This window comes from Dactylosporangium sp. NPDC000244, from assembly GCF_040300725.1.
Taxonomy (GTDB): Bacteria; Actinomycetota; Actinomycetes; order Mycobacteriales; family Micromonosporaceae; genus Dactylosporangium.
This window is the reverse complement of record NZ_JBEPEH010000070.1, coordinates 1-22,491: the sequence shown is the minus strand read 5'-3', so window position 1 is coordinate 22,491 and position 22,491 is coordinate 1. Positions and strand designations below refer to the sequence as shown.

Annotated in this window: 4 protein-coding genes and 1 pseudogene; all 5 read left to right on the top strand. The window is 75.5% G+C overall.

Annotated features, from left to right (window positions below):
* Positions 1-15 precede the first annotated feature (15 nt).
* Positions 16-9,348, top strand: coding sequence for a type I polyketide synthase (locus ABT369_RS54770; protein WP_350626161.1), 9,333 nt, complete (start codon positions 16-18; stop codon positions 9,346-9,348).
* A gap of 49 nt (positions 9,349-9,397) precedes the next feature.
* Positions 9,398-14,215, top strand: a pseudogene (locus ABT369_RS54765) (beta-ketoacyl synthase N-terminal-like domain-containing protein); the annotation flags it as partial.
* 31 nt (positions 14,216-14,246) lie between these two features.
* Positions 14,247-15,155 (top strand): ABC transporter ATP-binding protein, encoded by a 909-nt coding sequence (locus ABT369_RS54760; protein ID WP_350626157.1) that lies wholly within the window; start codon positions 14,247-14,249, stop codon positions 15,153-15,155.
* A 45-nt stretch (positions 15,156-15,200) separates the two neighbouring features.
* A complete protein-coding gene (locus ABT369_RS54755) occupies positions 15,201-15,917 on the top strand; it encodes an ABC transporter permease (protein WP_350626155.1) in 717 nt (238 codons plus the stop codon).
* A gap of 68 nt (positions 15,918-15,985) precedes the next feature.
* The coding region (locus ABT369_RS54750; RefSeq protein ID WP_502891954.1) for an SDR family NAD(P)-dependent oxidoreductase at positions 15,986-22,491 on the top strand (6,506 nt) is incomplete at its 3' end.

Below are 22,491 nucleotides of genomic sequence, written 5' to 3'. Positions count from 1 at the left end.
GGGAGCGCGACCCCGATGGCCAATGAGGACAAGCTCCGTGACTACCTGAAACGGGTCATGGCGGACCTGCACGTCACGCGCCAGCGACTCAGCGAGGTCGAGTCGCAGGCGCAGGAGCCCGTGGCGATCGTGGCCATGAGCTGCCGGTTCCCCGGCGGGGTCGACGCGCCCGAGGACCTGTGGGACCTGCTGGCCGGCGGCGGCGACGCCATCTCGCCGTTCCCGGCCGACCGGGGCTGGCCGCTGGAGTACCTCTACGACCCCGACCCGGACCGCGCGGGCACCTCCTACACCCGGGAGGGCGGCTTCGTGGCCGGCGTCGGGGACTTCGACGCCGGCATGTTCGGCATCAGCCCGCGCGAGGCCCTCGCCATGGACCCGCAGCAGCGGCTCCTGCTGGAGGCGGCCTGGGAGGCGTTCGAGCGGGCCGGGATCGACCCGTCGCGGCTGCGCGGCAGCCGGACCGGGGTCTTCGTCGGGACCAACGGGCAGGACTACGGGCCGCTGCTCATGATGGCCCCGGGCAGCAACGAGGGCCACCTCATGACCGGCAACGCGGCCGCGGTGGTCTCCGGGCGGCTGTCGTACACCCTCGGCCTGGAGGGCCCGTCGGTGTCGATCGACACCGCCTGCTCGTCGTCGCTGGTCGCCCTGCACTGGGCGATGCAGGCGCTGCGCTCCGGCGAGTGCGGCCTGGCCCTGGCCGGCGGTGTGACCGTGATGTCGACCCCGGGCCTGTTCCTCGCCTCGAGCCGGCAGCGGGCACTGTCGCCGGACGGCCGGTGCCGCTCCTTCGCGGCGTCGGCCGACGGGACCGGCTTCGCCGAGGGCGTCGGGCTGCTGCTCGTGGAGCGCCTCGCCGACGCCCGCCGCAACGGGCACCCGGTCCTCGCCGTCGTGCGGGGCAGCGCGGTCAACCAGGACGGCGCCTCGAACGGTCTCACGGCCCCGAACGGCCCCTCGCAGCAGCGGGTCATCCGGGCCGCGCTCACCAGCGCCGGCCTGTCGCCGGTGGACGTCGACGCCGTCGAGGCCCACGGCACCGGCACCACGCTCGGCGACCCGATCGAGGCGCAGGCGCTGCTGGCCACCTACGGCCAGGACCGTCCGTCCGGCCGGCCGCTGTGGCTCGGCTCGGTGAAGTCGAACATCGGCCACACCCAGGCGGCCGCGGGCGTCGCCGGGATCATCAAGATGGTCCTCGCGATGCGGCACGGGGTGCTGCCGAAGACGCTGCACGTGGACACGCCGACCCCGCACGTGGACTGGTCCGCGGGCGCCGTCGAGCTGCTGACCGAGCCGCGGCCCTGGCCCGCGGGGGAGCAGCCGCGCCGGGCCGGGGTCTCCTCGTTCGGGATCAGCGGCACCAATGCGCACGTGATCATCGAGGAGGCGGAGGTCGTACCGCCGCCGCCGGACGAGACCGCCGATGGCCCGGTGCCGGTGCTCCTGTCGGCCCGGACCGGCACCGCCCTGGCCACGGTGGCCCGGCGCTGGTCGCGGTGGCTGGCCGCGCACCCGGACGCCGACGTCGCCGGGCTCGGCCGCGCCTCCGCCGTGTCCCGCGCCGCCCTCGAGCACCGGGCCGTCGTCCTCGCCGCCGACCGCGACGAGCTGCTCGCCGGCCTCGACCGGGTCGCGGCCGGGACGGCACCCCTGACCGGGGTCGCCGGGGCCGGGCGCCGCATCGGGGTGCTCTTCTCCGGGCAGGGCGCGCAACGGGCCGGGATGGGCTCGCAGCTGTACGGCCGATACCCCGTCTACACCCGCGTCTACGACGAGGTCTGCGCCGCGTTCGACGGACTGCTGCCGGTGGCCCTCAAGCACGTCCCGCCGGGGCTCGCCGACGAGACGCAGTACGCCCAGGCCGGGCTCTTCGCCATCGAGGTGGCCCTGTTCGAGCAGCTCCGAGCGTGGGGGCTGCGGCCCGAGGTGGTCGGCGGCCACTCCATCGGCGAGCTGGTCGCGGCCCACGTCGCCGGCGTCTGGTCGCTGCCCGACGCGTGCGCGGTCGTCGCCGCGCGCGGCCGGCTGATGCAGGCCCTCCCGCCGGGCGGCGCGATGCTCGCCGTCAACTGCGACGAGGCCACCGCCCGCGGCCTGCTCACCGAGGGCGTCTGCATCGCGGCCGTCAACGGCCCCCGCTCGGTGGTGCTCGCCGGCCCGGCCGCGGCGATCGACGCCATCGACACCGAGGGATTACGGACCAACCGGCTGCGGGTGTCGCACGCCTTCCACTCGGCGCTCATGGACCCGATGCTGGACGAGTTCCGCGCGGTGCTCGAGGGCGTCACCTTCCACCCGCCCCGGCTCCAGGTCGTCTCCAACGTGCGCGGCGAGCTGATCACGGAGTTCGACGCCGAGTACTTCGTGCGGCACGTGCGCGACACCGTGCGGTTCGCCGACGGGCTCGCCGCCCTGCGCGCGCACGGCATCGACACCCTCGTCGAGGTCGGCCCCGACGCCGCCCTCGCCCCCCACCTGCACGCGAGCGCCGACGGGGCCGTCGTCGTGCCCACCCTGCGCCGCGACCGGCCCGAGCCCGGGGCGCTGCTCACCGCGCTCGCCGAGCTGCACGTCGCCGGCGCCGCCCTCGACTGGGCCGCGTTCCACCCCGGCCCGCCCCGCCACGCCGATCTGCCCACGTACCCGTTCCAGCGCGTCCGCTACTGGCCCGCGTTCCCCGAGCCCGGCGAGGCCCCGGCCCCGGCCGGCGAGACCGACGCGTTCTGGGCCGCCGTCGACGACGAAGACCTCACCGCGCTGACCGAGCTCACCGGTGCTCCCCGCGAGGACGCCGCGGCCGCGCTGCCGGTCCTCGCGGCCTGGCGGCGGCAGCAGCGCGAGCAGTCGGCCGCGGACGGGTGGCGCTACCGCATCGACTGGGAACCCCTGACCGACCGCCCGGAGCCCGTCCTCGCCGGCCACTGGCTCGTGCTCGCCCCCAAGGGGGGCGCCGACCACGACCCGATCGCCGAGGCGCTGCGCACGGCCGGCGCCGAGGTCGTCACCGCCGAGGTCGACCTCGCCGGCGCGAGCCGTGAGCAGCTCATCGACGAGCTCTGGGCCGCGCTGACCCGGCCCGCGCCCGGCGCTCACACCGGCGCGCTGATCGGCGGCGTGCGGGGCGTGCTGTCGCTGCTCGCCCTCGACGACCGCCCCGACCCGCTGCACCCCGGCGCCCCGCTCGCCCTGGCCGGCACCGCGGCCCTCGTGCAGGCCCTCGGCGACCTCGGGCTCGACGCGCCGCTGTGGTGCGCGACCCGCGGCGCGGTCCGCACCGGCGCCGCCGACCGGCCCGCCGACCCGGTGCAGGCCGCCGTCTGGGGCCTCGGCCGCGTCGTCGCCCTCGAGCACCCCGACCGCTGGGGCGGCCTGATCGACCTCCCGGACCGGCTCGACCGGGCCGCCGCCGGGCGCCTCGTCGCGGCCGTCACCGACCCCGACGGCGAGGACCAGGTCGCCGTCCGCGGCTCCGGCCGCCTCGCCTGCCGCCTGCACCACGCGCGGCCCGGCAAGGCCGGCGACGCCGACGGCTGGAAGCTCTCCGGCACCGCCCTCGTCACCGGCGGCACCGGCGGCCTCGGCCGGCACGTCGCCCGCTGGCTCGCCGAGTCCGGCGCCGAGCACATCATCCTGGCCAGCCGCCGCGGGCCCGACGCCCCCGGCGCCGCCGACCTCGCCGACGAGCTAGCCGCCGACGGGGTCCGGGTCAGCCTGGCCGCCTGCGACGTCACCGACCGCGACGCGCTGGCCGCCCTCATCGCCGGCGTCCCGGACGAGCTGCCGCTCACCGCGGTCGTGCACACCGCGGCCGTCCTCGACGACGGCATCGTCGACGCGCTCACCGCCCCGCGGCTCGAACGGATCCTGGCCGCCAAGGCGCTCGCCGCGGCCCACCTCGACGAGCTCACCCGCGACCTGCCGCTGCGCGCGTTCGTGCTCTTCTCCTCCTTCGCCGGCGTCGCGGGCAATGCCGGCCAGGCCGGCTACGCGGCTGCGAACGCCTACCTCGACGCCCTCGCCGAGCGGCGCCGGGCCCGCGGCCTCGCCGCGACCTCGGTCGCCTGGGGCGCCTGGAGCGGCGACGGCATGCCGGCCCAGAACGACCGCACCCGCGAGCGGATGCGCCGGGGCGGCGTCACCCCCATGCCGCCGCGCCTCGCCCTGGAGGCGCTGACCGGCGCCCTGCTCCGCGACGAGACCGCGCCGATCGTCATCGACCTCGACTGGGACCGGTTCGCCGGCGCCTTCACCGGGCTGCGGCCGAGCCCGTTCATCGGCGCGCTGCCCGAGGTCCGGCGCCTGCGCCAGACGCTGGCCGCCGACCCCGAGCCCGCGGCCGCCCCCGGCGACGGGCTGGCGGCCCTGGCGCCGGCCGAGCGGGCCGCGGCGCTGCTGGAGCTCGTGCGGTCGGCCGCGGCCGCCGTGCTCGGCTACGCCGGCGAGCAGGACGTGCCCGCCGACCGGCCCCTGCGCGACCTCGGCCTCGACTCGCTCACCGCGATCGACCTGCGCAACGTGCTGGCCACCGCGACCGGGCTCACGCTGCCCACCACGCTGGCGTTCGACTACCCGGCCCCGGTGCTGCTCGCCGCCCACCTCGACGCGCTCCTCGGCGGCTCAGCGGCCGAGGTCGTGGTCGCGGCCCGCCCGGCGGGCCCGGCCGACGAGGCCATCGCGATCGTCGCGATGAGCTGCCGCTTCCCCGGCAGCGGCTCGCCCGAGGAGCTGTGGCAGATGCTGGCCGCGGGCCGCGACGGGATCACCGAGTTCCCCGGCGACCGGAACTGGCCGATCGAGCAGCTGTACCACAGCGACCCCGACCACGCCGGCACCAGCTACGTGCGCCACGGCGGCTTCCTCGCCGGCGTCGCCGACTTCGACCCCGGCTTCTTCGGCATCAGCCCACGCGAGGCGGTCGCGATGGACCCGCAGCAGCGGCTCCTGCTCGAGTCCGCGTGGGAGGCGTTCGAGCGGGCCGGGCTCGACCCGCACGCCTTACGCGGCAGCCCGACCGGCGTCTTCGTCGGCACCAACCACCAGGACTACGCCGCCCTCATGTACGGCAGCGACAACGCCGAGGGCCACCTGCTCACCGGCAACGCGGGCAGCGTGCTGTCCGGTCGCGTCTCCTACACGTTCGGCCTCGAAGGCCCCGCGGTCTCCGTCGACACCGCCTGCTCGTCCTCGCTCGTGGCCCTGCACCTGGCGGCCCAGGCGCTGCGGCGCGGCGAGTGCGACCTGGCGCTGGCCGGCGGCGTGACGGTGATGTCGACGCCGGGCGTGTTCGTCGGCTTCTCCCGCCAGCGCGGCCTCGCCGTCGACGGCCGCTGCAAGGCCTTCGCGGCCGGCGCGGACGGCACCGGCTGGGGCGAGGGCGTCGGCATCCTGCTCGTCGAGCGCCTGGCCGACGCGCGGCGCAACGGCCACCCCGTCCTCGCGGTGCTCGCGGGCTCGGCGGTGAACCAGGACGGCGCCTCGAACGGTCTGACGGCCCCGAACGGTCCCTCGCAGCAGCGGGTCATCCGCCAGGCCCTCGCCGACGCCGGCCTGGCACCGTCCGATGTGGACGTGGTCGAGGCGCACGGCACCGGCACGACGCTCGGCGACCCGATCGAGGCCCAGGCGCTGCTGGCGACCTACGGCCAGGACCGGGGCGAGCCGCTGCTGCTGGGCTCGATCAAGTCGAACATCGGCCACACCCAGGCCGCCGCGGGCGTCGCGGGCGTGATCAAGATGATTCTCGCCATGCGGGCGGGCGTCGTGCCGCCGACCCTGCACGTCGACACCCCGACCCCCCACGTGGACTGGTCGGCCGGGAAGGTAGAGCTGGCGACCGAGGCCCGTCCGTGGCCGGCGACCGATCGGCCCCGCCGGGCCGCGGTGTCGTCGTTCGGCATCAGCGGCACCAACGCCCACGTGATCCTCGCCCAGCCCGACGAGACGCCCGGCGAGACTTCACAGACGAGCGGCCTGGTCGTGGGGCCGGTGGTCTGGCCGATCTCGGGCCGTTCGGCGGCGGCGGTCGCGGAGCAGGCGGCCCGGCTCGCGGCCGTCGCCCGCACCGCACCCGCCGAGCAGATCGCGTGGTCCCTCGCGACGACCCGGGCGGTGTTCGACCACCGTGCGGCCGCCGTGGGCCGGACCACCGATGAGCTCGTAGCGAGCCTCAACGACCTGACGATCACCGGCACCGCGGGCCAGGGCGGCCGGGTGGTGTGGGTGTTCCCGGGCCAGGGCAGCCAGTCGGCGGGCATGGCGGCGGGGCTGTTCTCCTCGTGCCCGGTGTTCGCGGACGCCATCGTGGAGTGCCAGCTGGCGCTCGCGCCGTGGCTGGACGTGGACATCGCGGGTCTGCTGACGGGTGACGACGCGGGTTGGCTGGATCGGGTCGAGGTCGTGCAGCCGGTGCTGTTCGCCGTCGGCGTGGCCCTGGCCCGGGTCTGGGAGCACGCGGGTGTGAAGCCGCACGCCGTGATCGGCCACTCGCAGGGCGAGATCGTCGCCGCCCACGTCGCCGGGATCCTGTCGCTGGACGACGCCGCAAGGGTCGTCGCGGTGCGGGCGCGGGCGCTGAAAGACCTGAAGGGCACCGGCACGATGGCGTCGGTCCCGCTCTCCGTGGACGAGGTCACGCCGCTGCTGCCCGAGGGCGTGGTCATTGCGGCCGTCAACGGCCCTCGGACGGTCGTCGTGGCGGGGCCGGTGGGCGCGGTCGAGGATCTGGTGTCGCGGGTGGAGCGGGCGAGGCTCATCTCCGTCGACTACGCCTCGCACCACCCGAGCGTCGAGCAGGTTCGTGACCAGGTGCTCGCGGATCTGGCCGGGATCACGATCCGGCCCGGGCACATCCCGATGATCTCGACGGTCGCCGGGGCGACGATGTCGGCCGAGTACTGGATGGACAACCTGCGCCAGCGGGTCGAGTTCGAGTCGGCCGTACGGACCGCGCTCGAGTCCGGGCACCGCACGTTCGTCGAGGTCTCCGCGCACCCGGTGCTCACCATGGCCCTCGCCCAGATCGCCGACGACGCCCACGTGCTCGACACCGTGCGCCGCGACGCCGACCAGCCGACCCGGCTGCTGGCCAACCTCGCGCAGGCGCACGCGCTCGGGCACCCCGTCACCTTCGAGACCGTCCTGGCGCGCACGGCGGCCGTGGACCTGCCGACGTACGCGTTCCAGCACCAGCGGTTCTGGCCCCAGCCGCCGCAGTGGCCGGCCTCAGAGCCGGCGCCGGAGCACGAGACCGAGCACGAGTTCTGGGCGGCCGTCGAGCGCGAGGACCTCGGCTCGCTCACCGAGACCCTCGACGTCGACGCCGACGGGTCGCTGCGCACGTTCCTGCCCGCCCTGGCCGCCTGGCGTCGCCGGCGCCGGGAACAGGGCCGCCTCGATGCCGCCCGCTACCGGGTGGCCTGGACGCCCGTGGCCGCGGCCGGGGAGCCGGCGACGGGCACCTGGCTGCTCGCCGTCCCGCCCGGCGCCGACCCCGAGCTGGTCGCGCAGTGCTCGGCGGCGGTCGGGGGCGTGACGGTACACCTGGAGATGGACGGCACCGAGGAGGAGACGGCGGAGGTCGTCGCCCGGCTCCGGGACGGGTTCGAGGCGCCGGCCGGCGTGCTGTCCCTGCTCGCCCTCGACGACCGCGACCGCGACGACTTCCCGGTGCTCGGCCGCGGCGTGGCCGGCAACCTGCTACTCCTGCAGGCGCTCGCCGAGCTCGACTGGGCGGCGCCGGTGTGGTGGCTCACCCGCGGCGCCGTGTCGGTCGACGCCGGCGACGCCCTCGCCGCGCCCCGGCCGGCGATGCTGTGGGGCCTCGGCCGCACCGCGGCGCTCGAACATCCGCAGCGCTGGGGCGGGCTCGTCGACCTGCCCGCCGAGCTCGGGTCCGCGGGCGTGGACCGGCTCGGGCGGGTGCTGGGCGGCGGTACGGGCGAGGACCAGGTCGCGATTCGGGCCGCCGGCGTGTTCGGCCGCCGCCTCGTCGCCTGCGGACCGTCCGACGGCCCGGCCCCGGGCACCGCGTGGCGGCCCACCGGCACCGCGCTCGTCACCGGCGGCACCGGCGCGCTCGGCGGGCACGTCGCCCGCTGGCTGGCCGGCGCCGGCGCCGAGCGGATCGTGCTCACCAGCCGCAGCGGGTGGGAGGCCCCCGGCTCCGGGGAGCTCGCCGCCGAGCTGCGCGCGCTCGGCGCCGAGGTCGTCGTCGCCGCCTGCGACGTCGCCGACCGGGCCGAGCTGGCCGCGGTCCTGGCCGAGACCGCGGCGACCGGCTCGCCGGTGCGCACGGTGGTGCACTGCGCCGGCGTCAGCGAGGTGATCCCGGTCCGCGACATGGACCTCGCCGACCTCGCCGACCTGGTCGGGGCCAAGGCGGCCGGCGCGGCGAACCTCGACGCGTTGCTCGGCGACGCCGACCTCGACGCGTTCGTGCTGTTCTCCTCCGTCGCCGGCGTCTGGGGCGGCGGCGGCCAGGGCGCCTACGCGGCCGGCAACGCCTACCTGGACGCGCTCGCCGAGCGCCGCCGGGCCCAGGGCCGCCCGGCCACCGCGGTCGCCTGGGGCGCCTGGACCGAGTCGGGCATGTTCGCCGACGGCGCCCAGGACCAGCTGCGCCGCCTCGGCCTCGACGGCATGGAGCCGGCCACCGCGATCGCCGGGCTGCAGCGCGCCCTCGACCTCGCCGACACCACCGTGACCGTCGCCGACGTCGACTGGGCCGTGTTCCACCCCCGGTTCACCGTCACCCGGCCCAGCGCCCTCTTCGGCGAGCTGGCGGCCGTGCGGGCGCTCGAGGCCGCGGACGAGGCCGTCGAGGACACGGCCGATGCCGCCGCCGACTGGCTCGCCCGGACGAGCGCGCTCAACGCCGCCGCCCGGCGCCGGGCCCTCGTCGAGCTCGTCCGCGAGCACGCGGCGAAGGCGCTCGGGCACCCGTCGCCGGACGCGATCGAGGTCGGCCGCGGCTTCCTCGACCTCGGCTTCGACTCGCTCACCGCCGTGGACCTGCGCAACGCCCTGAGCCGCGCCACCGGACGGAAGCTGCCGACGACGCTCGTCTTCGACCACCCGACGACGGACGCGCTCGCCGACCACCTCGCCGGGCTGCTGTTCGACGCCGAGGGGCCGCACGAGCCGGGTGAGGACGCGGAGCTGCGGCAGGCCCTGGCCGCCATCCCGCTCGCCCGGCTGCGCGAGTCCGGCCTGCTCGACCCGCTGCTGCGCCTGGCCGCCGGCGATGAGCCCGCCGCGGCGCTCGCGTCGGAGGCGCCCACTTCGATCCAGGAGCTCGACGTCGAGAGCCTCATCCGGCTCGCGATGGACGGATCCGACTCGTGACCCCGAGGAGCCGGCGATGAGCGTATCGATGGACAACGTCGTCGAGGCGCTGCGGACGGCGCTGGTCGACAACCAGCGGCTCAAGCAGCAGAACCAGCGCCTCGCGGCGGTCACCGGCGAGCCGATCGCGATCATCGGGATGAGCTGCCGGTTCCCGGGCGGCATCGCCTCGGCGGAGGACCTGTGGGACCTCGTCGCGGCCGGCCGCGACGCCATCGCGCCGTTCCCCGACGACCGCGGCTGGGACCTCGACGCCCTCTACAGCCCGGACCCCGACCGCAGCGGCGCCTCGTACGCCCGCGAGGGCGGCTTCCTGCGCGGCGTCGGCGAGTTCGACCCCGGCTTCTTCGGCATCAGCCCGCGCGAGGCCCTCGCCATGGACCCGCAGCAGCGGCTGCTCCTGGAACTGTCGTGGGAGGCGATCGAGCGGGCCGGCATCGACCCGTCCTCGCTGCGCGGCACCCGCACCGGCGTCTACGCGGCCACCAGCGGCCAGGACTACACGGCCCTGCTCGCCGCGACCGCCACCCCCGTCGACGGCTACCTCGGCACCGGCAACTCGGCCTCCGTCGCCAGCGGCCGCATCTCTTACACGCTCGGCCTGGAGGGCCCGGCGATCAGCATCGACACGGGCTGCTCCTCGTCGCTCGTCGCGCTGCACCTGGCCGCCCAGGCCCTCCGCCACGGCGAGTGCACCCTGGCCCTCGTCGGCGGGGTGTGCGTGATGTCGACCCCGGCCGCGTTCGTCGAGTTCTCCCGCCAGCGCGGCCTCGCCGTCGACGGCCGCTGCAAGTCCTTCGCCGCGGCGGCCGACGGCACCGGCTGGGCCGAGGGCGCCGGGCTGCTGCTCGTCGAGCGGCTCAGCGACGCCCGCCGCAACGGCCACCCCGTGCTCGGCGTCGTCCGGGCCACGGCCGTGAACCAGGACGGCGCCAGCAGCGGGCTCACCGCGCCCAACGGCCCGTCGCAGCAGCGCGTCATCCGGGCCGCGCTCGACGGGGCCGGGCTGGGATCGTCCGACGTGGACGTCGTGGAGGGCCACGGCACCGGCACGCGGCTCGGCGACCCGATCGAGGCGCAGGCGCTGCTGGCCACCTACGGCCGCGACCGCGAGCCGGGCCGGCCGCTGCTGCTCGGGTCGGTGAAGTCGAACATCGGCCACTCGCAGGCGGCCGCGGGCGCCGCGGGCATCATCAAGATGGTCATGGCGATGCGGCACGGCCTGGTCCCGGCGACCCTGCACGTCGACGAGCCCACCCCGCAGGTCGACTGGGCGGGCGGCGCGGTCGAGCTGGTGACCGCCGCGCGCCCGTGGCCCGCGTCCGACCGTCCCCGGCGGGCGGGCGTGTCGTCGTTCGGCATCAGCGGCACCAACGCCCACGTGATCCTCGAGTCGGTGGAGGAGCCTGCCGCCGCACCCACCGCCGAGGCCGGCCTGCCGGTGGCGTGGACGGTGTCGGCCCGCTCCGAGGAGAGCCTGACCCGGCAGACGGCCCGGGTGCGGGACTGGCCGGGGTCGCCGCTGGACATCGGCTACTCGCTGGCGTCGACGCGGGCGGGCCTCGAACACCGGGCCGTGCTCATGGGCGAGCAGACCGTGCGCGGCTCGGTGACCCGGGGCGGTCTGGCCGTGCTGTTTCCCGGCCAGGGCTCGCAGCGGCCCGGGATGGGCGAGGAGCTGTCCGCGGTCCATCCGCGGTTCCGGGAGGTGTACGAGGAGGTCCGCTCGCTGCTGCCGGAGCCGTCGGGGTCGGTGGACGAGACGCGGAATGCGCAGGCGGGCCTGTTCGCGATCGAGGTCGCCTTGTTCGAGCAGTTGCGCGAATGGGGTCTGAAGCCGGATTTCCTGGCCGGGCACTCGGTCGGTGAACTCTCGGCCGCGTATTGCGCCGGGGTGTTGAGTCTTGCAGACGCGGTCAAGGTTGTTGAGGCTCGCGGCCGGTTGATGGGTGAGCTGCCGCCGGGCGGGGGGATGCTGGCGGTCGGTGCTCCGGTGGACGTAGTGCCCGATGGGGTGTCGGTGGCGGCGATCAACGGGCCGTCGTCGGTGGTGTTGTCGGGTCCGGTTGAGGTGTTGGACGGGCTGGTGTTCCCGGGAGTGCGCACGACGCGGTTGCGGGTGTCGCACGCGTTCCATTCGCCGCTCATGGAGCCGATGACCGCCGCGTTCGCTGAAGTGTTGCGGTCGGTCGAATGGCGGCCGGCTCAGATTCCGATCGTGTCGAACGTGACCGGTGAGTTGATGACCGAGTTCGACGCGGACTACTGGGTTCGACACGTGCTGGCGACGGTGCAGTTCCACCCGACGCTGCGACATCTGCACCGGGAGGGCGTGCGGACGTTCCTCGAAGTCGGGCCGGGCAGCGCGCTCAGCGTCCTCGGGCCCGACTGCGTCGAGGACGCCGCGTTCATCCCGCTCCTGCGATCCGGCCAGCCCGAGCCTCAGGCCCTGCTGACCGGCCTCGCCCAGGCCCACGTGCGCGGCACCGGCATCGACTTCGCCGCCTACCACCGCGGCGGGACGACCGTGCCGCTGCCGACGTACGCGTTCGACCGGCAGCGCTACTGGCCCGACTTCATCCGCCGCGCCGACCCCGCCGCCTGGCTCTACCGCACCGGCTGGGAACGCCTGCCCGACGCCGAACCGCCCGTGCTGCACGGCACCTGGCTGCTCGCCGTGGCGCCCGCCGACGCCGACGAGTGGACCGCCGCCCTGCGCAAGGCCGGCGCCGACCCGCGCCTGCTCGCTGAGGGCACCGACGGTCCCGTTTCGGGCATCGTCTGCGCGACCGGGCTGCGCGACGCGCTCGACCTCCTGCACCGGCCGGACCTCGATGCTCCACTGTGGTGCGTGACCCGCGACGACCCGATCCTGTGGGGCGTCGGGCGGGTCGCCGCCCTCGAACAACCCGCCCGGTGGGGCGGCCTGATCGAGATTCCCGCCGAGGGGCCGCCGCCGCTGGAGGCCGTTTGCTCCGTGCTCGCCGGTGAGCACGGCGAGGACCAGGTCGCCGTCCGCCCCGACGGCGTCTACGGACGCCGCCTGCGCCGCGCCACCGTGGCCGCCACCGCCCCCGAGGGGGCCGTGACATCCCGCAAGACACCCCGCACCGTCCTGCTGGCCGGCGCGGCCGCCGAGCGCGTCCCGCACGTCACCCGCTGGCTGACCGCGAACGGCGTCGAGCGCGTCATCACCGAGGCCGGCCCGGACGACGTCGTCGACGGCGTGGTGTACCTCGGCGGCGCGACGACCGCCCCGAGCCCGATCGGCCCGGACCTCGCCCGCGCCATCGAGGACGAGACGCGGACCCTGCGGGAGCTCGCCGACACCTACGGCGACACGCCCCTCGACCTGTTCGTCACGTTCGGCTCCACCGCCGCGACCTGGGGCAGCGGCGGCTTCGCGGTCGCCGCGGCCGCGGGCGCCTACGCCGAGGCCGTCGTCGAACGCCGCCGCGCCAAGGGCCTGGGCGGGCTCGCCGTCGCCTGGGTGCCGTGGGCGCAACCGGGCGACGACGACTCGCTGCTGCGCCGCGGCCTGCGCCCCCTCGCCCCCGAGCCCGCGCTCGCCGCGCTCGGCCTCGCGCTCGCCGGCGACGAGGCCAGCGTCGCGGTCGCCGACGCCGACTGGCCCCGCTTCGCCGCCGTCTTCACCGCCGTCCGCCCGAGCGCCCTGCTGCGGGACCTGGTCGAGCCGGAGCCCGCGCCGGTGCCGGAGCCGGTCGAGGCCGATCTGCGCCCGCGGCTGCTCGCCGTCTCCGCCGACGAGCGCTACGACATCCTGCTCCGCCTCGTCGGCGAGCAGGCCGCCGAGGTGCTCGGCTTCGCCGGCGCGGACCGGCTCGACCTCGACCGCGAGTTCCTCGAGCTCGGCTTCGACTCGCTGACCGCCCTCGAACTGCGCAACGCCCTGCGCCGGCGGCTCGGCCTCGAACTGTCCGCCACCCTGCTCTTCGATTACCCCCGGCCCGACCTGCTCGCCCGGCACCTCGCCGCGAGCCTCGGCGGCGAGGACGACGCGGGCGAGGCGGCCGCCGAGCGCCCCGGCGGCATCCTCGGCTGGCTGCTGACCTACACCGAGTCGGTCGGCCGGGCCGCCGACTACACCGAGCTGCTCGTGCGGCTGGCCCAGTTCCGGCCGAGCTTCCGCGACGCCGCCACGCTGGCCGCCCCGCCCGCCGCCGTCCGGCTCGCCCGCGGCGGGGACGCGCCCGCGCTCATCTGCTGCTGCACCATGTCGATGATGTCGGGGGCGCACGAGTACGCCCGCCTCGCCGCCGGGTTCCGCGGCCGCCGCGACGTCTACGCGCTGCCGAACCCGGGCTTCGGGGTGGACGAGCCGCTCCCGGCCGACCTCGACACGCTCATCGCCACGCACGTCGCGACGATCCTGCGCACCATCGGCGACGCCCCGTTCGTGCTGGCCGGTCACTCGGGCGGCTCGCAGGTCGCCAACGTGCTCGCGCACGCCCTCGACGCCCGGGGCCGCTCGCCCGAGGCGGTCGTGCTCATGGACAGCTACGCGATGGGCAGCGAGGTGCTGGGGGAGTGGGTGCCGGAGCTGCTCGACGGCCTCACCGAGCGCACGGTCGCCTACACCCCGATGGACGACTTCCGCACCACCGCTTGGGCCGCGTACCTGCCGTTCTTCGCCGAGTGGAAGGCGCTGCCGATGGCGGCCCCCACACTGCTCGTCCGGGCCTCCGAACCCCTCGGGGTGTGGTCCGGACCGGGCGACTGGCGCTCCTCATGGTCAATGCCCCACGATGTACTCGACACTGCGGGCAATCACTTCACCATGGTCGGAGACCACGCCGACGCCCTCGCCCGCAACGTACAAATCTGGCTGGAGGACCGATCGTGTTGAGCGTTTCAGCGAGCTGGCCCGGAGGACTGCCGTGCCCGTGATCGAGGTCGAGAACCTCATCAAGCGCTACGAGTCGAAGACCGCCGTCGACGGCGTCTCGTTCACCGTCGAGCCCGGCGAGATCTTCGGGATCCTCGGCCCCAACGGCGCCGGCAAGACCACCACCGTCGAGTGCATCGAGGGCCTGCGCCGCCCCGACGGCGGTTCGGTCAAGGTGTTCGGGCTCGACCCGCTGCGCGACGCCGAGGCCCTGCGCGAGCGGCTGGGCGTGCAGCTGCAGGAGAGCCAGCTGCCCGACAAGATGAAGGTGCGCGAGGCGCTGAAGCTCTACGCGTCGCTGTACCGCGACCCGGCCGACCCCCTCGAACTGCTGGAGCAGCTCGGGCTGACGGACAAGCTCGACTCGTACTACAGCAAGCTCTCCGGCGGTCAGAAGCAGCGGCTGTCCATCGCCCTCGCGCTGATCGGCAACCCCGAGGTCGCCGTCCTCGACGAGCTCACCACCGGCCTGGACCCCAGCGCCCGCCGCGACACGTGGGAGCTCATCGAGAAGGTCCGCGACCGCGGCGTCACCATCCTGCTCGTCACGCACTTCATGGACGAGGCCGAGCGGCTCTGCGACCGGCTCGCCATCTTCAACAAGGGCAAGGTCGTCGCCGTCGACACCCCCAGCGCCCTCATCGAGCAGGTGCAGAGCGATGTCCGCGTGCACTTCCAGCCCTCGAAGCCGGTCGACAGCGCCATCCTCGAGGCGCTGCCCGAGGTGACCGCCGTGCACACGACCGCGACCGAGACCGTCGTGACCGGCACCGGCAACGTGCTCTTCGCCGTCACCTCGGCCCTGGCCGCCCAGCAGGTCATCGCGAACAACCTGCGGGTCGAACAGGCGAACCTCGAGAACGTCTTCCTGCAGCTCACCGGCCACTCGATCGAAGATTAGGGCAGAGGAGACAGTCCCTTGAAGGGCTTCGGCAATTTCACCGTCATGGAGATGAAGCTCCTGCTGCGCGAGCCGATCGTGCTGCTCTTCGGCGTGGCCCTGCCGGTCGTGCTGCTCGCCGTCTTCGGCAACCTCGCCATGATGAAGACGCCCGACCCCAACCTCGGCGGCCTGCGCGTCCTCGACGTCTACCTCCCGCCGCTCATCAGCGTCACGATCACGATGCTCGGCCTGTCCACGATCAGCGCCGTGCTGTCGAACTACCGCGAGCGCGGCATCCTCAAGCGGCTGGCCACCACCCCGGCCAAGCCCCTCACCCTGCTGCTGGCCGAGATGGTCGTGCACCTCGTCGTCATGGCGGTGACGGTGGCCCTGCTGCTGGTCGTCGGCATCGGCCTGATGGACATCCCGGCGCCGAAGGACTTCGCCGGCTTCGTCGTCGCGTTCGTGCTCGCCGCCGCGTCCGTCTTCGCCATCGGCCTGCTGGTGGCGGCCATGGCCCCGAACGCCCGGGCCGGCAGCGGCCTGGGCAGCATCCTGTTCTTCCCCGTGGTGTTCTTCGCCGGGCTGTGGACGCCCGGGCCGGCCATGCCCGAGATCCTGCGCCAGATCGCGGTGTTCACGCCGCTCGGCGCCGGCTCCCAGGCCATGCAGGCGGCGTGGGACGGCGACTGGTGGCAGCCGCTGCGCCTGGGCGTCATGGTCGTCTACGCGGTCGGCGGCTGCCTCGCCGCCTCGAAGCTCTTCCGCTGGACCAGCTGAGTCCCCTCCTAGGGGATCGTCGCGCCGGTTAGGGGTTCTCCACTGTGGAGCGTCATCGCTAGCTTCAGGTGACGGAACCGGCGCGACGGGCTGGTGTGATGGACAACGAAGAGAAGCTGCGCGAATACCTCAAGCGAGTCACCGGCGATCTGCGCCGGACCCGGCAGCGGCTCCGGGAGGTCGAGGACGGCCGCGCGCAGCCGATCGCGATCGTCGGCATGGCCTGCCGCCTGCCCGGCGGCATCGCCGATCCCGAGCAGTTCTGGCAGGTCGTCGCCGACGGACACGACGTCGTCGGCGACTTCCCGGCCGACCGCGGCTGGGACCTGGAGGAGCTGTACGACCCCGACGGCGGCCGCGCGGGCAGCACGAGCACGCGCCAGGGCGGCTTCCTCGCCGGGGCCGGCGACTTCGACGCCGCCTTCTTCGGCATCAGCCCCCGCGAGGCCCTCGCCATGGACCCGCAGCAGCGGCACCTGCTCGAGGTCTCCTGGGAGGCGCTGGAGGACGCGGGCATCGACCCGCTGGGCCTGCGCGGCGCCCGCGCGGGTGTCTACACCGGCCTGATCCACGGTGGGTACGCCACCGCCGCCGACCTCCCCGAGGGCGTGGACGGCCACGTGGGCCTGGGCAACTCCAGCAGCGTCGCCTCCGGCCGCGTCGCGTACGCCCTGGGCCTCGAGGGCCCCGCCGTCACCATCGACACCGCCTGCTCCTCGTCGCTCGTCGCCCTGCACCTGGCCGCCCAGGCCCTGCGCGGCGGCGAGTGCGACGTGGCCCTCGCCGGCGGCGTCACCGTGATGCCCGGCCCGGCCACCTTCGTGGACTTCTCCCGCCAGCAGGGCCTGGCCCCGGACGGCCGCTGCAAGGCGTACTCCGCCGCCGCGGACGGCACCGGCATGGCCGAGGGCATCGGCATCCTCGTCGTCGAGCGCCTGGCGGACGCCCAGCGCCTCGGCCACCGGGTCCTGGCCGTGCTCGCCGGCTCCGCCGTGAACCAGGACGGCGCCAGCAACGGCCTGACGGCCCCGAACGGCCCGTCGCAGCAGCGCGTGATCCGTGCCGCCCTCGCCGCCGCCGGCCTCGGACCGTCCGATGTGGACGTGGTCGAGGGCCACGGCACCGGCACGCGGCTCGGCGACCCGATCGAGGCCCAGGCCCTCCTGGCGACCTACGGCCGGCGCGAGCCGGACCGCCCGCCGCTCCTGCTCGGCTCGGTGAAGTCGAACATCGGCCACACCCAGGCCGCGGCCGGCGTGGCCGGGGTCATCAAGATGATCCTCGCCATGCGCCACGGCCTGGTGCCGAAGTCGCTGCACCTGGCCGAGGCGTCCCCGCGGGTCGACTGGACCGCCGGCGCGATCGAGCTGCTCACCGAGGCGCGCCCGTGGCCGCCGTCCGACCGCCCCCGCCGGGCCGGCGTGTCGTCGTTCGGCATCAGCGGCACCAACGCCCACGTGATCCTGGAGTCGGTCCCCGAGGAGCCCGCCCGGCCCACCGCCGACGCCGGTGGGCCGGTGGCGTGGACGGTGTCGGCCCGCTCCGAGGCGGCGCTGGCCGAGCGGGTGGCCCGGCTGGACGGCTGGCCGGGATCGCCGGTCGACATCGGCTACTCGCTGGCCGCGACGCGCGCGGGCCTCGAGCACCGGGCCGTGATCGTCGGCGACGAGACCGTCCGGGGCTCGGTGACACCGGGCGGCCTGGCGGTCCTGTTCTCGGGCCAGGGCTCCCAGCGCGCCGGAATGGGCGCCGGACTGGACTTCCCGGTGTTCCGGCGCGTCCACGACGAGGTGCGCGCGCTCTTCGGCGAGCTCCCGGACGAGCGGATCGACGCGACGGAGATCACCCAGCCCGCGTTGTTCGCGTTCGAGGTCGCGCTCTTCGAGCAGCTGCGGGACTGGGGCCTGAAGCCGGACTTCCTGGCCGGTCACTCGGTCGGTGAGCTGTCGGCCGCCTACTGCGCCGGGGTGATGAGCCTGCCCGACGCGGTCAGGGTCGTCGCCGCGCGCGGCCGCCTGATGGCGCAGCTGCCGCCCGGCGGCGTGATGGTCGCCGCGGCGTGCCCGGCGGCCCAGGCCGAGGCGGCGCTGTCCGGTTCGGTGGCGATCGCCGCCGTGAACGGGCCGTCCTCGGTGGTGCTGTCCGGCCCGGCCGACGAGGTGGCGGCCGTCGTGGCGCGGCTCGGCGATGTGCGCACCAAGGCGCTGCGGGTCTCGCACGCGTTCCACTCGCCGCTCATGGAGCCTGTGACCGCCGCGTTCGCCGAGGTGCTGCGGTCGGTGGAGTGGCGGCCGGCCCAGATCCCGATCGTGTCGAACGTGACCGGCCAGCTCATGACCGAGTTCGACGCGGACTACTGGGTGCAGCACGTGCTCGCGCCCGTACAGCTGGATCCGACGCTTCGGTTCCTGCACGGCCACGGGGTGCGGACCTTCCTCGAGGCCGGCCCCGGGGCCGCGCTGAGCGCCCTCGGGCCGGACTGTGTCGAGGACGCCGCGTTCATCCCGCTGCTGCGCTCGGGCTGGCCGGAACCGCAGGCGCTCCTGCACGGCCTGGCCCAGGCCCACGTGCGCGGCACCGGCATCGACTTCGCGGCCTACCACGCCGGGAACGCCGTGCCGCTGCCGAAGTACCCGTTCCAGCACCAGCGCTACTGGCTCACCCCCGCGGCCCACTCCGGCGACGCCACCGGCCTGGGGCTGGAGACGGCCGGACACCCGCTGCTCGGCGCCCTGGTCCGCATCGCCGGCGGCGACGAGCTCATGTGCACGGGCCGACTCTCGGTCGCCGCGTACCCGTGGCTGGCCGACCACCGCGTGCACGGCGCGATCCTCCTGCCCGGCACCGCCCTGGTCGATCTCGCCGCCGGCGTCGGTCGCGAGGCCGGCTGCCCGGCCGTCGACGAGCTGGTTTTGGACACGCCGCTGACGCTGCCGCCGGGCTCCGCCGTCGCCGTCCAGGTGCGGGTCGCGGCCGCCGACGGCGACGGCCGCCGCGCGGTCACCATCCACTCGGCCCCCGCCGACGGCGGCGACGAGCCGTGGACCCGGCACGCGACCGGTGTGCTGGCACCCGCGGCGACCCCGCCTATCGCGAGCCTGCCGCTGCCGGAGGAGCTGCCGGGGGAGGCGGACCTGGTCGGGGCCGACGAGGTCTACCAGCGCCTGACCGACCTCGGGCTCGGCTACGGCCCGGCCTTCCGCGGCCTGCGATCGCTGCGGCGCCACGGCGACGACGTCTACGTCGAGGCCGAGCTGCCCACGGCCCTGCCGACCGCCGGCTTCGCCGTCCACCCGGCCCTCTTCGACGCGGTCCTGCACGCGGCCGGCTGGGTCGACGGCCACACCGCGGGACTCCCGTTCGCCTGGTCCGGCGTCACGCTGCCGGCCCCCGGCACCGGCTTTTCGGCCGTCCGCGCCCGGTTGAGCCCCGCCCCGTCCGGGGTCGAGATCACCCTGGCCGACCCGACCGGCGCCGTCATCGGCACCGTGACGTCGCTGGCGGCCCGCCCCCTCACGGTCCCGGCCGACCCCCTCTACCGCACCGAGTGGATTCCGGTGCCGGCGACGGCCGGCACGAGCACGGAGACGCTGACGGTCGCGCCGTCGGGCCCGGACGTCCTCGCCGACCTCCACCGGACCGTGCCCGCCGTCCTCGCCCGGATCCAGCAGTGGCTGGCCCGGCCGGAATCGCTCACCATCGTCACCCGCGGCGGCGTCGCCACCGGCCCGGATGACCCGATCGACCCGGTCGCCGCGGCCGTCTGGGGCCTGGTCCGCGCCGCGCAGACCGAGCACCCGGACCGCATCCGGATCGCCGACACCGACACCGACGACGTGCCCGCCCTCCCGGACGGCGAGCCCCAGCTGGCCGTGCGCGCCGGCCGGCTCCTCGCCCCGCGGCTGACCCGGCACGAGACCGAACCGCCCCCGCCCCTGCGGCTCGACGGCACCGTCCTGGTGACCGGCAACCCGGCCGGCCTCGCCGGACTCGTCGCCCGTCACCTGCACGAACACCACGGCGCCCGGATCGTCCTGGCCAGCCGCCGGGGCCCCGCCGCGGACGGGGCCGCCGAGCTGGTCCGCGACGGCGTCGTGGAGCGGACCGTCGCCTGCGACCTGGCCGACCCCGCGCGGCTCGCTGAGCTGCTGCACTCCGTGCCCGGACGCCTGGCCGGCGTGGTCCACACCGCCGGCCTCACCGACGACGCCACCGTGGCCTCCCTTTCCGCCGATCAGATGGCGACGGTACTGCGCGCCAAGGCCGACACCGCCTGGCACCTGCACACCCTGACGGCGGACCGCGACCTGGACCTGTTCGTCTCCTTCTCGTCCGTGGCGGGCGTGCTCGGCGCCGCCGGCCAGGCCAACTACGCCGCCGCGAACGCGTTCCTCGACGCCCTCGCCCGGCACCGGCGTGCCCAGGGCCTCCCGGGCGTCTCGATCGCCTGGGGCCTGTGGGAGCACGTCACCGCGATGACCGCCGGTCTCGGCGAGGCCGACCGCCGTCGCATGGCCCGCGACGGCCTGCAACCCCTGCCGACCCCGGCCGCGCTTCGGCTGTTCGACGCGGCGGCCGCCGGCACCGAGCCGAACGTGGTCGCGGCCCGGCTCGACCCGCGCGCCCTGCGCCGCCGGACCCGCCCGCGCCCCGCCGAGGCCCGCGTCCCGGTCAGCGAGGGCCTGGCCGGGCACCCCGACCACGTCCTGCAGCTGGTCCGCACGCACGTCGCCGCCGTCCTCGGCCACGCCGGCCCCACCGCCATCGGCGCCGAGCAGGCGTTCTCGGAGCTCGGCTTCGACTCGCTCACCGCGATCGAGCTGCGCAACCGCCTGGCCGCCGCCACTGGGCTGCGCCTGCCCGCGACCCTCGTCTTCGACTACCCGCGCCCGGCCGTCCTTGCCGAGCACATCCTGAGTCACCTCGCGCCCGAGGCCGCCCCGGCCACACCCGCTCCCGCCACCGTCCGGCCTGTCGGTGGTGACGGGCCGGTGGCTGGCGACCGGATCGCGATCGTCGGCATGGCCTGCCGCTACCCCGGTGGCGTGGCCGGACCCGAGGACCTCTGGCGGCTGCTGGCCGGCGGCGAGGACGCGATCGGCGACTTCCCGGCCGACCGCGGCTGGGACATCGAGGGCCTCTACGACCACGATCCCGACCCGGAGGGCAAGTCCACCACCCGGCAGGGCGGGTTCCTCTACGACGCCGGCGGATTCGACGCCGCCTTCTTCGGCATCAGCCCCCGCGAGGCGCTCGCCATGGACCCGCAGCAGCGGCTGCTGCTCGAGGTCTCCTGGGAGGCGATCGAGGCGGCGGGCGTCGACCCGTCGACCCTGCGCGGCAGCCGGACCGGGGTGTTCGCCGGCCTGATGTACCACGACTACGCCCGCTCGGCCGGCACCGTCCCGACCGGCGTCGAGGACTTCCTCGGCGTCGGCACCTCCGGCAGCGTCCTGTCGGGCCGGATCTCGTACGCGCTGGGCCTGGAGGGCCCCGCCGTGACCGTCGACACCGCGTGCTCGTCGTCGCTCGTCGCCCTGCACCTGGCCGCCCAGGCGCTGCGGGCCGGCGAGTGCGACGCGGCCCTGGCCGGCGGCGTGACGGTGATGGCGCAGCCCACCACGTTCGCCGACTTCTCCCGCCAGCGGGGGCTGGCCGGGGACGGGCGCTGCAAGTCGTACGCCGACGCCGCCGACGGCACCGGCTGGTCCGAGGGCGTCGGCGTCCTCGTGCTGGAACGCCTCACCGACGCCGAGCGCCTCGGCCACCGGGTCCTGGCGGTGATCGCGGGCTCGGCCGTGAACCAGGACGGCGCGTCGAACGGTCTGACGGCCCCGAACGGTCCGTCGCAGCAGCGGGTGATCCGCGCGGCCTTGGCGAGCGCCGGCCTCGATCCGTCGGATGTGGACGTGGTCGAGGGGCACGGGACGGGGACGCGGCTCGGGGACCCGATCGAGGTGCAGGCATTGCTGGCGACCTACGGCCAGGACCGCCCGGCCCCGGTGCTGCTCGGCTCGATCAAGTCGAACCTTGGCCACACCCAGGCCGCGGCCGGCGCTGCCGGCATCATGAAGATGGTCCTCGCCATGCGGCACGGGGTCGTCCCGCGGACCCTGCACGTGGACACGGCCTCGTCGCAGGTGGACTGGTCGGCGGGCGCGGTGGCGCTGGCGACCGAGGCCCAGCCGTGGCCGGATGCGGATCGTCCCCGCCGGGCGGCGGTGTCGTCGTTCGGGATCAGCGGCACGAACGCGCACGTGATCCTGGAGGGTGTCGAGGCCGCGGAGTCTTCGGCTGAGGCTGATGTGCCGGCGGCGTGGGTGGTGTCGAGCCGTTCTGAGGCTGGTGTTGAGGCGCAGGCGGCCCGACTGGCTGGTTGGCCGGGTTCGCCGGTGGACATCGGGTTTTCGCTGGCGTCGACCCGGACCGGTTTCGAGCATCGCGGTGTGCTGCTGGACGGCGAGCTTGCCGTCCGCGGCTCGGTGGTGCCGGGCGGGACGGCCGTGTTGTTCCCGGGCCAGGGTTCGCAGCGTCTCGGGATGGGTGAGGAGCTGTCGGCGGTCTATCCGCGGTT

Coding starts and splice junctions, on each gene's coding strand:
- ABT369_RS54755 (WP_350626155.1), top strand. CDS start 15,201: ATGGAGATGAAGCTCCTGCTGCGCGAGCCGATCGTGCTGCTCTTCGGC.
- ABT369_RS54770 (WP_350626161.1), top strand. CDS start 16: ATGGCCAATGAGGACAAGCTCCGTGACTACCTGAAACGGGTCATGGCG.